We start from the raw sequence: 12250 nt of genomic DNA, 5'->3' as shown, positions 1-12250 counted from the left end.
CCCGCACTCGCACATCACACCTGGCATCCCTCCGGCCCGCCGAGTAGGACTCGGCGGGCCGGAACGGAGATCAACGGGCTGGATTCGCCAACAGTGTCGCTGAGATGGCGGGGGCCTGGGCTTGATAGAAGCGGCGCACGGGTGGGTGGGAAACACGACCTGGGCTGCACGCGCCGACGGTGCCTCAGGCCAGCGCCCGCCCCACCAGCCACACCACCGGTGCCGCCGTCGCCAGCGGCAGCGCCACCCCCGCCGTGAAGTGGACGAACCTCGACGGGTAGTCGTAGCTCGCCACCCGGTGTCCGGCGAGCGCACAGGCTCCGGCCGCCGCCCCCAGCAGCGCACCCCCCGTGCCCAGTTCCGTCATTCCCCCGACCGCGACCCCGGCCCCGGCCGCCGCCAGCAGGGCGACCACCACGGACGCAGCCGTCGGCAACGGCAACGCACGGGCGAGGACCGCCACGGCGACCGCCGCCGCCCCGACGCTCACCGCGTCCGGCTCCGCCGCGAGATACCCGGCCGCGATGACCGCCAGCGCCGCCGAGGCGACCGTCGCCATCAGGCCGGACATCCGGGTGTCCGGGTCCGCGTGGGACCGGAGTTGCAGGACCAGTGTCAGCAGCACCCACGCCCCGAGCGTGCCCAGGATCGCGGCCGGCGCGTTCTCGCGCCCCGCCGCCAGCAGGGCGACGTCCGCCGTCAGCGCGCCCGCGAAGGCGAGGGCGATGCCCTGCCGGGCGGGCCACATACCGTTCAGCCGGAACCAGCCGGCTGCCGTGACCGCCTGGAGGATGACGAGGGGCACGACCAGCGCGTACGACCCGACGGGCGCCGTACCGGCCAACAGGAGCCCCAGTACGGCCGTGAGGGCGGCGGGCTGCATGCCCGGCTCGATGATCGGCGAACGCCCCTCCAGCCGGGCCCGCTGCGCGTCGGTGATACGCGCGTTGCCGGCCACCGTGGCGGGCCCGTACCCGGCGTCGGCGGCGGCGGCGCTCTGGGACGGCACGTACGGCGTCTCCGGCACCTGAGCCGCCACAGGCGGGGCGGACGTCACCGGGGCCTGCATCTGCGTCTCCCAGGTCTGCCCCTGCCACTGCTGCGTGTACTGCTGCTGCTCCTGCGCGTCGTCGTACCCCTGCTGCTGCCCGGGCCAGGCCTGCGCCTGCGCCTGGGGTTGCTGATACGGGTCGTACCCCTGGTACGCGTCCCCGTACTGCTGCTGCCCATACGGTTGCTGGTCGCTCATAACGCTGCGCTCACCCTCCTGCGAACGGCGGGAGCACCTCGACCGTGCCGCCCTCGGCCAGCCGTACCGTCTCATGTGCGCGGGTGCCCACGGGGTCACCGTCGATGAGGAACGAGCAGCGGCGCAGGACGCGGTCGAGTTCGCCGGGGTGTCGCTCGCGGACCTGGTCGAGCGCCTCGGCGAGGGTGGCCGCGTCGTACGGCTCCTCGGCGGTCCCGGCCGCGGCCTTCGCGGCGGCCCAGTAGCGCACCGTGACCTTTGCCATCTCTGCTTCCGCTTCCTCTGATTCCTCGGTCGTCCGGCAGTTGACCGGCTGTGCCACCGCCCAAGGCTAGCCCGCCCGGGAGACGGCCCAGTCCCCGATACGCCGCAGCAGCCCGTCGTCCGCCGCGTGCTCCGCGTGCCCCATCCCCGGCTCCAGCCAGAGTTCGCCCGCGTCCCCGGCCGCTTCCGCGAGCATCCGGGGGTGGTCCACCGGGAAGTAGCCGTCCCGGTCGCCGTGCACGATCAGCAGCGGGGCCGGCGCCATCCGCGCCACGGCCTCCACCGGGGAGAGGGGTACGGGGTTCCACTCCTCGTGGTGGATGCGCGTCCGGAGTCCGTAGCGGCCCACCAGGCGGCCTTCGGGACGGGTCACCAGCCAGTGCAGGCGCCGCATGGGGGCCGTACCCCGGTAGTACCAACGGGCCGGCGCACTCACCGAGACCACCACGTCGGGCGCCGCCTCCGTGCGCCCCTCGTGCACCGCCCCGTAGAGCGCCGCGTGCCGCAGGACCACCGAGCCCCCCATCGAGAAGCCGACCGTGGCCACCCGGGTGTGCCCGAGCTCACGCGCCCAGCGGACGGCGGCGGCCAGATCGAGGACCTCGCGGTCGCCGACCGTCGAACGTCCGCCCGACGCGCCATGACCCCGGAAGGAGAACGTCAGCACGGCCCCGTACTGCGCGAACGCCTCCGCCACCCGTCGCACGTGCGGCCGGTCCGCGTCCCCCGTGAAGCCGTGCGCGACGACGAAGGCGAGTCGGCCGGAAGCGGCGGCAGGATGACCGGAAGATGGCGCCGAGGCGTCGTATACAACGCCTCCCGGCTCGTATACGGCATCGATCGTCACCCCGTCGTCGGTGGTCAGAAACCTCCGCAGAGCGGTGCGATCGGCCGTCTCGGAGTTCGGGACGGCGAAGGAACGCGTCACATGACCTGCCGGACCAGTGCTCATGTGGGCTATTCTGCTCGGCAGAGGACTCGGGCAGCGCAGCCCCCGGGTCCTTTTGTGCTTTCGGCGGCGTTGTATACGAAGCGGGATGCGAGCGGAACGCTCGAGGAAACCGCGGGTGTACGGCACGTGGATCGCGCAGTAGTACAGCAGTGCCGCGAACGTCCTCGCAGGGACCGAGGAGGAACCAGACGTTATGGGCGACCGAACCGAGAACGACCGTACGCATGGCCGTACGGCGACGACGATCCGGACAGGAACGACGGTCCGGGGAGGTGGGACGCGATGAGTTCACTTCTGCTCCTGACCAACGCCCTCCAGCCGTCGACGGAGGTGCTTCCCGCCCTCGGCCTGCTGCTGCACAACGTGCGCGTGGCCCCCGCCGAGGGACCCGCTCTCGTCGACACCCCGGGTGCCGACGTCATCCTGATCGACGGCCGGCGGGACCTCCCGCAGGTGCGCAGCCTGTGCCAGCTGCTGCGGTCCACCGGACCCGGCTGTCCGCTCATCCTCGTCGTCACCGAGGGCGGCCTCGCGGCCGTCACCGCCGACTGGGGCATCGATGACGTGCTCCTCGACACCGCCGGTCCGGCCGAGGTCGAGGCGCGGCTGCGGCTCGCCATGGGGCGCCAGCAGATCGTCAACGACGACTCCCCCATGGAGATCCGCAACGGCGACCTGTCGGTCGACGAGGCGACGTACAGCGCGAAGCTGAAGGGCCGGGTCCTCGACCTCACCTTCAAGGAGTTCGAGCTCCTGAAGTACCTCGCCCAGCACCCCGGGCGCGTCTTCACGCGCGCGCAGCTCCTCCAGGAGGTGTGGGGCTACGACTACTTCGGCGGCACCCGCACGGTCGACGTGCACGTACGACGGCTGCGCGCGAAGCTCGGGCCCGAGCACGAGTCGCTGATCGGGACCGTTCGGAACGTCGGTTATCGATTCGTTACGCCGGAGAAGGGCGACCGCACGAGCGACGAGGCGAAGGCCAAGGCCGCCCTCGCGAAGGCGGACGAGGCGGGCGTTACGGGCGATTCGGCGGCCCTGGACGGCGTGACGGAGTCGTCCGAGGTCACCGCCGAGGCGTGACCGACGGTACGCGGGTGACCGCGCACGGCATGGCCCGCGCTCCGGGCGGACAGAACGGGCTCCTTACGCCCTGCCCAGAGCGGGTCCATCCGCGTAGACTCCGCGCGTGGCCAAGGTGACTAGGGATGATGTGGCTCGGCTGGCGGGGACCTCCACCGCCGTCGTGAGCTACGTCATCAACAACGGACCCCGGCCGGTTGCCCCGGCCACGCGCGAGCGTGTCCTCGCCGCGATCAAGGAACTGAGCTACCGGCCCGACCGGGTGGCCCAGGCGATGGCCTCGCGGCGCACGGACCTCATAGGCCTGATCGTGCCGGACGCGCGCCAGCCCTTCTTCGGGGAGATGGCACACGCGGTCGAACAGGCCGCGTCCGAGCGCGGGAAGATGGTGCTGGTCGGCAACTCCGACTACGTCGCCGAGCGCGAGGTCCACTATCTGCGGGCGTTCCTCGGGATGCGGGTCTCGGGGCTGATCCTCGTCAGCCACGCCCTGAACGACAACGCGGCGGCGGAGATCGAGGCCTGGGACGCCCGGGTCGTCCTCCTCCACGAACGGCCCGAGGCGATCGACGACGTCGCCGTCGTCACGGACGACCTCGGCGGCGCCCACCTCGCCGTCCGCCACCTGCTGGAGCACGGCTACGAGTACGTCGCCTGTATGGGCGGCGTCGCCGAGACCCCGGCGGTCGGCGACCCGGTCTCGGACCACGTCCAGGGCTGGCGGCGCGCGATGGACGAGGCCGGTGTCTCCACGGAGGGCCGCCTCTTCGAGGCCCTCTACAACCGGTACGACGCCTACCAGGCCGCCCTGGAGATCCTCGCCGACCCGGCCACCCGCCCCCCGGCCGTCTTCTGCTCCACCGACGACCAGGCGATCGGCCTGCTGCGTGCGGCGCGCGAGCTGCGGATCGACGTTCCCGGCGAGCTGGCGGTGGCCGGCTTCGACGACATCAAGGAAGCGTCCCTGGCGGACCCGCCGCTGACCACCGTCGCGTCCGACCGCTCCGCCATGGCCCGCGCGGCCGTGGACCTCGTACTCGACGACGGGGTACGGACGCCGGGCGCGCGGCGCGAACGGCTGAAGCAGTTCCCGTCGCGGTTGGTGACCCGGCGCTCCTGCGGCTGCGAGTAGTCCCAGCCGTCGGTCCCGGACGCGTAGGTCCCGGACGTCTTTATATCGGGCGTACGCGCTTCTGTCGGGCTTCTCAGGGAGCACTCAGCCGACTCTCATACTGAGGCGCCAAGCTCTGTTCCATGACCGAGAGCTTCCGCCGCGGCGGCGAGTACGAGACCCCCCAGGGCCACGAGCCGCAGTCCGCGTACCCCCAGCAGCACGTTGCCTCTTCCCCCGTGAACCCGGAGTGGCCGCCCCCGCCTTCCTACGGGCCGCCGACCGTCCAGCAGCCCGCGGCCACCGCCACCGCACCCCCCGCCGAGCACAGGAAGCGCGCGAAGGGACCCTTCGCTCTCCTCGCCGCCGTGGCGATCGTCGCCGCGGCGATAGGCGGCGGCACGGCATACGGCATCCAGGAGCTGACCAACTCGGGCGCCGCCGTCACCTCCAGCAGCACCAGCACCAACGTGGTGCCGTCGAGCGTCAAGGGCACGGTCTCCGGGGTCGCCGCGGCGGTCAGCCCGAGCATCGTCGAGATCAACGCGGCCTCGAACGCGGGTTCGTCGACCGGCTCCGGCGTGATCATCACGTCCGACGGCGAGATCATCACCAACAACCACGTCATCGCGGGCGCCTCGTCGGTCAAGGTGTCGACGAGCGACGGCAGGAGGTACACCGCGAAGGTCGTCGGCACCGACAGCAAGAAGGACCTGGCGCTCATCAAGCTGGAGAACGCCTCCGGCCTGAAGGTGGCGACCCTCGGCAACTCCTCCGGCGTCCGGGTCGGCGACCAGGTCGTGGCGATCGGCTCCCCCGAGGGCCTGACCGGCACGGTCACCAGCGGCATCGTGTCCGCCCTCAACCGTGATGTCACCGTCGCCACGGAGGGGGGCCAGGGTCAGCAGCAGCAACAGCAGCAGCAGGGCGGCGGAGGCGGCGGCTGGCCGTTCGAGTTCGGTGGCCAGGAGTTCAACGGCGACACCGGTGACTCCACGACGACGTACAAGGCCCTCCAGACGGACGCGTCCCTCAACCCCGGCAACTCCGGCGGCGCGCTCATCGACATGAACGGCAACATCGTCGGCATCAACTCCGCGATGTACTCGGCGAGTTCGTCCTCGTCGGACGGGGGCAACCCGGGCAGCGCAGGCCTCGGGTTCGCCATCCCGATCAACACCGTCAAGTCCGACCTGGCGACGCTGCGCTCGGGCTCCACCGGCTGACCGGAAACATGCAAGGCTGAAGGCGCCCGGCACCTCCCACCGCACCCGAGGAATCCACGACCATGAGCCCCGCCGAAGGCGACCGCGACACCCAGCGCATCCTGATCGTCGACGACGAGCCGGCGGTGCGCGAAGCACTCCAGCGCAGCCTCGCCTTCGAGGGGTACGACACGGAGGTCGCGGTCGACGGCGCGGACGCGCTGGACAAGGCGGCGGCGTACCGGCCCGACCTGGTCGTCCTCGACATCCAGATGCCGAGGATGGACGGTCTGACCGCCGCCCGCCGGATGCGCGGCGCCGGCAGCACCACCCCGATCCTGATGCTGACGGCCCGGGACACCGTCGGCGACCGGGTGACGGGCCTGGACGCGGGAGCGGACGACTACCTGGTCAAGCCCTTCGAACTGGACGAGCTGTTCGCCCGCGTACGGGCCCTGCTGCGCCGCAGCTCCTTCGCGGCGGCGGCCGTGGCGGGCAGCCTCCCGGAGAACGAGTCCCTCACCTTCGCCGACCTGCGCATGGACCTCGCGACACGGGAGGTGACGCGCGCCGGCCGGGCGGTGGAACTGACCCGCACGGAGTTCACGCTCCTGGAGATGTTCCTGGCCCACCCGCGCCAGGTCCTCACCCGGGAGCAGATCCTGAAGGCGGTCTGGGGCTTCGACTTCGAGCCGTCCTCCAACTCCCTCGACGTGTACGTCATGTACCTGCGCCGCAAGACGGAGGCGGGCGGCGAGCCGCGCCTCGTCCACACGGTGCGGGGCGTGGGGTACGTACTCCGGCAGGGCGGCGCGGAATGAGCCGCCTCGTCCGCCGGTACCGCTCGCTCCCGATCCGCTCCCGACTGGCGCTGCTGGTGGCGGCGGCGGTGGCGTTCGCGGTGGCGGCGGTGTCGGTGACGTGCTGGTTCATCGTGCAGGGGCGGCTGTACCAGCAGGTCGACACGCAACTCGACGGTGCCAGCGTGAGGCTGGGCCAGGACGACGTCGTTGCTCTGCTGGCCGCCTGTCCGAAGGACGGGAGTGACTCGTCCGGCAGCCTGCGGCCCAGGTACTACTACGTGCAGGTGGTGAAGTCCGACGGCACCTTTTGCGTGTTCAGTGATTCCGCGGGTGCCGTCAAGGCCACGGCGCAGGACAAGTACGTGGCGACGGAGTCCGACCCGCGTGTCCGCACCTTCCACAGCGGCACCGACACCGACGGCAACGACGTGCGCGTGCGGACCACTCCCCTCGTGGCGGGATTCGGCCCCGACGCTCAGCTCTACCCCGGCTACGCGCTGGTCGTCGGCGTATCCCTCAAGGAGACCCAGAAGACCCTCAACGACCTCGCGCTGATCCTTCTCCTCGTCTCCGGCATCGGAGTGCTCGGCGCCGGCGCCGCCGGGCTCGCCGTGGCCCGGGCCGCCCTCCGGCCCGTGGACAAGCTCACCGAGGCCGTCGAACACGTGGCCCGCACCGAGGACTTGAGGGTCCGTATCCCGGTGGAGGACGAGAGCGACGACGAGGTGGCCCGGCTCTCCCGGTCCTTCAACTCCATGACCTCCGCCCTCGCCAACTCCCGTGACCTGCAACAACAGTTGATCGCCGACGCCGGTCACGAACTCCGTACGCCCCTGACCTCCCTCCGGACGAACATCGAACTCCTCACCCGCAGCGAGGAGACCGGTCGTCCGATCCCCGAGGCCGACCGCAAGGCACTCCTCGCCTCCGTGAAGGCCCAGATGACCGAACTGGCCGCCTTGATCGGCGACTTGCAGGAACTGTCCCGCTCGGAGGGCGAGCGGGGCGAGCGCGTCCAGGTGATCTCCCTGGAGGACACGGTGGAGTCGGCGTTGCGCCGGGCCCGGCTGCGTGGCCCGGAACTCACGATCACGGCGGACGTCCAGCCCTGGTTCGTCCGGGCGGAGCCCTCGGCCCTGGAGCGCGCGGTGGTCAACATCCTCGACAACGCGGTGAAGTTCAGCCCCGGGGGCGGCACGGTCGAGGTGCGGCTCGCGTCCGGTGTCCTCACGGTCCGCGACCACGGCCCCGGCATCCCCGCCGACGAGATCCCCCACGTCTTCGACCGCTTCTGGCGCTCCCCTTCAGCGCGCGCCCTCCCGGGTTCCGGCCTGGGCCTGTCGATCGTCGCCCGTACGGTCCAACAGGCGGGCGGCGAGGTCACGTTGGCGCGCGCGGAGGGCGGCGGCACGGTGGCCACCGTACGCCTGCCGGGGGCGGCCACTCCGCCCCCGGAGACGATGTAGGGCTCAGTCCGTCGCCGCGCCGTCGAGTCCCCTCCTCTTCACCCGATGGTGTTCATACCCCGCTCACCCTTGACGCCTTCCGCGAACGCGGACCAGGACACGGCCGAGAAGACCAGGGGGCGGGCGGCCGGGGTCTTGCTGTCCCGGACCGGGACCAGGGCGGCGTAGCCATCGGCGACCTCGACGCAGTCGTTGGCACCCCCTCCGCTGTAGCTCGACTTGCGCCACACAGCCGTGCTGAGGTTGAGGGTGTGCGTCATGGTCTGCGCTCCTCCAGTAAGCCCCTGATGAACGTGAGCGAGTCCGACGGGGACAACGCCAGGTCGCGAAGCCGATCGTAGGACAGTCGGAGCCGTAGGACGCCCTCTGATTCCTCCGTCAGCTCACTGCATTCGTTGCCTTCCTTATAGGCAGCGGTACTTCCGTCCTTCTGCCAGAGCACCGTCAGCGACCCGTTCATGTGATGGTGAACTCCCGCGGAGAACGGGAGCACCTGGAGTGTCACGTTGGACCACTGGGCAACGGCCTCAAGGTGATGCAGTTGTTCGCTCCAGGTCTTGGCGGCGGCGGCCGGACGCCGGAACGCGACCTCGTCGATGATCACGCGGATGTCCGACAACGGTTCCTGCCGTAGTAGGTACTGCCGACCAAGGCGCGCCGCGACCAGTTCCTCGATCGAATCGTCGCTGTCCTCCGTTGTCTGTCCGCCAGACAACACCTCTCGGGCGAAGTCCTCAGTCTGAAACAGGCCAGGCACCGACGGGGCGAACAGCCACATCGCCCGCGCCGTCGCCTCCAGCCCCATGAACGCCTTGTACTGATCCTTGAACGCGTCCAGCCGAGCCACCCTCCAGTGACTCACCAGCAGGTCACCGGCCCCGTAGTACGTGTCCAGGTCCTCCATGACCGTCACCTTGGACAGCCGCTCGCCCGACTCCAGGCGTGACAGGTAGCTCTTGTCGTACCCGGTGTCCTCGGACAGTTGCCCGAGCGATTTCCCTGCCTTCTCGCGCAGGAACCTGAGCGTGCGGCCCAGCACCGCCCGCCCCGACTCACCCTCCCCGTCAACCTGTTCGCCCATGTCAGCCCTCGCCGTTGCCCGGGCGCCCCGGCAACGCGCGCCCTCTTCCGCAGCGTACGGCGAACCAGTGACGATCTGAACGCGAACCGTAATCACCACTCGCCACGCCCCCTCCCCCCACGCAGAAGGAATCAGCGACCCATGCGCCTCCTCCCCTGGACCACCCCCGAAGGCAACCCCTGTTACCTGAGCACCGACAGTGACCTCAGCCGGCTCTCTCTCCTCGCCGACGACATCGAGGCAGCCCAACTGGACTCCGGGCAACAGGTGTTGAAGGGAGCGCGGGCCCTGCTCAGCGACCCCAGTGCGGGGGAGCGGGCCGTACGTTTCGCGCTCACGCGGGCCACCGAGTCTCTGGCGGACGTCCTGCGGATCGCGGTCAGCCGGGGTGGGCGGATCCCCATGGATCAGTGAGCCGGGTTTCCTCGGGCGCGGAGCCGAGCCGATCGGGTCTGCCGGCTCCGCGCCCGAGGTGCTCCCCCGTTGCAGGGACAACAATGCCCGGGCGCCGCCCTGTTGTCGTTCGCAGTCGGTCCACAGTTTCTTGGCACTGCGTCTACTTCTGGCCAGTGCCCCCGTCTTCGGACAGCGCCCGTTGCCGGTAGTCCCTGGGTGACATCCCGTACGCGGCCCGGAACGCCCGGGTGAAGTCGGAGGGGCGCGGATAGCCCCAGCGGGCGGCGATCGCGTGGATCGGCGTACAGCGCAGCGAGGGGTTCGTCAGGTCGTCGTGGGCGTTTTCCAGGCGCCGGCGGCGGATCCAGGCCGCGACGGGTTCGCCCTGGGTCTGCTGCTGGAAGATGCGGTGCAGATAGCTGAGCGAGATGTTGTGGGCGGCGGCGATCACGGGTGGCGTCAGTTCGGGGTCGTGGAGGTGCCGGCGGATGAAGTCCTGGACGCGCTGTGCCGTTGCCCGTCCCCGCGTCTCCGGTGCCAAAGCGGACTCCGCTTCCAGGAGTTGCGCGAACCAGGCCGACATCAGGTCGATGACGACGGTGCCCAGGCGCGGCGCGTCGGACGGTTGCAGGGTGTCGGCCTGCCGGTCCAGTCCGACGACGAAGTCCGCCAGCAGCGCACCGACCCCCTCCGTCCCCGGCAGCGGGCGGCCCAGCAACTCCCGTACCCGGTGCGGCGGCAGGGGCAGCAGCGCCTTGGGGAAGTCCACGGCCATGCCCGAGACGACGCCGCCCTGCCGGTCGTCGGCCGACCTGACGTCGTACGGCTGCGAACTGTCGGCCAGGTGCAGGTCCCGTGCGGTGAACGCGCTGGTCTGCCCGGCGTGGTCGAGCGACAGCCCGCCGTCGGTGAGCAGCGTCAGGTGGTAGAACTCGGGGTCGGACCGGCGCACGAGTTTCGCGGTCCGCCAGTAGCGCGTCGGCATGAACGACATCTGGCTCACGTACACCGGCCCCAGTTCCAGCAGCCGCTGCTGTGCCCAGAAGTCGGCGGCGTGCTCGCTGACGAGTGCGCTGGAGCGCGTCCGGCCGACCAGTTCCTGCCAGTAGTCGAACCTGTCCCCCGCCGGTATGTCGTCCGTACGGAACACCGTCCCGATCATTCCGCTTCCTCTCCGATTCCCGGTCTTCGTCTCGCCGTCACAACATCCTTCGCCCCCTGAGTCGTCACATCCAAGCATTCCGGTTGCCTCTTCCGGCCAACAGTCGGAGACGGCCCGGCACAGTTCGAGCAGCTGAACTGCCGTTCAGGGGCAGTCCCTTGGCCGGGGGACAGTTGGTTCTGCACGCACCGGTTCCGCACGGACCGGTTCTGGAACGACCCATGGAGCTGACCATGTGTTACCGGCAGAAGGCCACCACCACGGCCGCCACCCTCACCGTCTCCGCGCCGTCCGCCGGTCCGGAGGCACGCTGATGTCGCCGACACCCACACCCCGCCGCCGTACGGTCCTCACCGGGGCGCTCGCCATCGGCGCCGGCGCCCTGACGGCATCCGGGCTCGCCACCGGGTCCGCGCGGGCCGCGGGCGGTCCGACGATCGCCGGGACGGACACCTGGGGTGCCCGGCCTCCGGCGAAACCGCTGAACATCATCGACGGCGCCCCGGACAAGGTGATCGTCCACCACACCGGGACCGACAACGTCACCGACTTCTCGCTGGCCCAGGCCTTCGCGCTGGCCCGTTCGATGCAGACGTGGGGGATGGACGACCAGGGCTGGGACGACACCGGGCAGCACTTCACGATCAGTCGGGGCGGTCACATCACGGAGGGCCGCCACAGCAGCCTGTCCACGCTGGAGGCAGGCACGCGGCACGTGGAGTCGGCGCACTGCACGGCGCAGAACAGAGTCGCGATAGGCATCGAGAACGAGGGCACCTACAGCACGGTCGATCCGCTCGGCACGCAGTACGCGACGCTGGTGGACCTGATCACGTACATCTGCCGGCAGTACGGCCTGCGGGCCTACCAGATCTACGGACACCGGGACTTCAACAACACCCTGTGCCCCGGCGACCGCCTCTACGCGCTCATTCCGCAGCTCCGCAAGGACGTCGCCGCCCGCATCGGCGGCGACCCCACCGGCCCGGTCTGGCCGGTGCTGTCCAACGGCGCGAGCGGCGAGCGGGTGCGCACGCTGCAGTATCTGCTGGTGCAGCGCGGGCAGTCGCTCACCGTCGACGGCTCGTACGGGCCCACCACCGAGGCCGCGGTCACCGCCTTCCAGAACGCGACGCACGCCGGCGCCGACGGCATCGCGGGCAATCAGACGTGGAGTCAGGCGGTGGCTCCGCTCGCGAACGGCGCCTCGGGCAGCGCCGTGAAGGCGGTGCAGAGCCAGCTCACCGCGCACTCCGTCCCCACCCCTGTGGACGGCGCCTTCGGCCCCGGCACCACGACCGGAGTGAAGACCTTCCAGACCTCGGCGGGCCTCCCCTCCGACGGCGTCGTGGACGCCCGCACCTGGAGCCGCCTGCTCGCTTGAAGTGCTCTCCCTCGTAAACGAGGGAGATTCCTGCCTACCTTGCGGTGGCGGGCTTGACGCCACGGGGACGCCTGACGACTGCCCTCCCGGCAGC

At 70.7% G+C, this 12250-nt stretch carries 13 protein-coding genes; 7 read left to right on the top strand and 6 right to left on the bottom strand.

Annotation, left to right across the window (positions count from 1 at the left end; translation table 11 throughout):
* Positions 1-184: 184 nt before the first annotated feature.
* The 3 genes from ADL01_RS12110 to ADL01_RS12100 all read right to left on the bottom strand — a co-directional run bounded on the left by ADL01_RS12110 (position 185) and on the right by ADL01_RS12100 (position 2465).
* Positions 185-1249 (bottom strand): hypothetical protein, encoded by a 1065-nt coding sequence (locus ADL01_RS12110; protein WP_053741957.1) that lies wholly within the window; start codon positions 1247-1249, stop codon positions 185-187.
* A 10-nt stretch (positions 1250-1259) separates the two neighbouring features.
* A complete protein-coding gene (locus tag ADL01_RS12105; protein ID WP_053741956.1) occupies positions 1260-1514 on the bottom strand; it encodes a MoaD/ThiS family protein in 255 nt (84 codons plus the stop codon).
* 66 nt (positions 1515-1580) lie between these two features.
* The gene (locus ADL01_RS12100; RefSeq protein ID WP_078960472.1) at positions 1581-2465 is read right to left on the bottom strand and encodes an alpha/beta hydrolase; all 885 of its coding nucleotides are present in this window, start codon (positions 2463-2465) and stop codon (positions 1581-1583) included.
* A 282-nt stretch (positions 2466-2747) separates the two neighbouring features.
* Between ADL01_RS12100 and ADL01_RS12095 the strand changes: the two genes are divergently transcribed.
* The 5 genes from ADL01_RS12095 (at position 2748) to ADL01_RS12075 (ending at position 8133) form a co-directional block, all read left to right on the top strand.
* Complete coding sequence (locus ADL01_RS12095; RefSeq protein WP_053741954.1) at positions 2748-3548, top strand: response regulator transcription factor; 801 nt, start codon at positions 2748-2750, stop codon at positions 3546-3548.
* 106 nt (positions 3549-3654) lie between these two features.
* Positions 3655-4680, top strand: coding sequence for a LacI family DNA-binding transcriptional regulator (locus ADL01_RS12090; protein WP_078960471.1), 1026 nt, complete (start codon positions 3655-3657; stop codon positions 4678-4680).
* 122 nt (positions 4681-4802) lie between these two features.
* Positions 4803-5885 carry a S1C family serine protease gene (locus ADL01_RS12085; RefSeq protein WP_053741952.1) on the top strand — a complete coding sequence of 361 codons (1083 nt, stop codon included), beginning with the start codon at positions 4803-4805 and terminating at the stop codon, positions 5883-5885.
* A gap of 62 nt (positions 5886-5947) precedes the next feature.
* Positions 5948-6685 (top strand): response regulator transcription factor, encoded by a 738-nt coding sequence (locus ADL01_RS12080; RefSeq protein ID WP_053741951.1) that lies wholly within the window; start codon positions 5948-5950, stop codon positions 6683-6685.
* On the top strand, positions 6682-8133 hold the full coding sequence (locus ADL01_RS12075) for a HAMP domain-containing sensor histidine kinase (RefSeq protein WP_053741950.1): 1452 nt from the start codon (positions 6682-6684) through the stop codon (positions 8131-8133). Before ADL01_RS12080 ends, ADL01_RS12075 begins: the two co-directional genes overlap by 4 nt.
* Positions 8134-8171: 38 nt before the next feature.
* Here ADL01_RS12075 and ADL01_RS12070 read toward each other — a convergent pair whose 3' ends face one another.
* Entirely contained in the window at positions 8172-8393 is a 222-nt protein-coding gene (locus ADL01_RS12070; RefSeq protein ID WP_053741949.1) for a DUF397 domain-containing protein, read from the bottom strand.
* Complete coding sequence (locus ADL01_RS12065) at positions 8390-9214, bottom strand: helix-turn-helix domain-containing protein (RefSeq protein WP_053741958.1); 825 nt, start codon at positions 9212-9214, stop codon at positions 8390-8392. The genes ADL01_RS12070 and ADL01_RS12065 overlap by 4 nt, the downstream gene beginning before the upstream one ends.
* A gap of 141 nt (positions 9215-9355) precedes the next feature.
* Between ADL01_RS12065 and ADL01_RS12060 the strand changes: the two genes are divergently transcribed.
* The gene (locus ADL01_RS12060; protein WP_053741948.1) at positions 9356-9628 is read left to right on the top strand and encodes a hypothetical protein; all 273 of its coding nucleotides are present in this window, start codon (positions 9356-9358) and stop codon (positions 9626-9628) included.
* Between the two features lie 142 nt (positions 9629-9770).
* Here the strand turns inward: ADL01_RS12060 and ADL01_RS12055 are convergent, their stop codons facing one another.
* Positions 9771-10772, bottom strand: coding sequence for an AraC family transcriptional regulator (locus ADL01_RS12055; protein ID WP_053741947.1), 1002 nt, complete (start codon positions 10770-10772; stop codon positions 9771-9773).
* A 313-nt stretch (positions 10773-11085) separates the two neighbouring features.
* On the opposite strand from ADL01_RS12055, the gene ADL01_RS12050 reads away from it, so the two are divergent.
* Positions 11086-12156, top strand: a complete 1071-nt coding sequence (locus ADL01_RS12050) for an N-acetylmuramoyl-L-alanine amidase (protein WP_053741946.1) — start codon at positions 11086-11088, stop codon at positions 12154-12156.
* The last annotated feature ends 94 nt before the right edge of the window (positions 12157-12250 follow it).

It is taken from the genome of Streptomyces sp. NRRL WC-3618 (assembly GCF_001280005.1).
Classification (GTDB): domain Bacteria; phylum Actinomycetota; class Actinomycetes; order Streptomycetales; family Streptomycetaceae; genus Streptomyces.
This window is presented reverse-complemented; position numbering and strand designations above follow the sequence as displayed.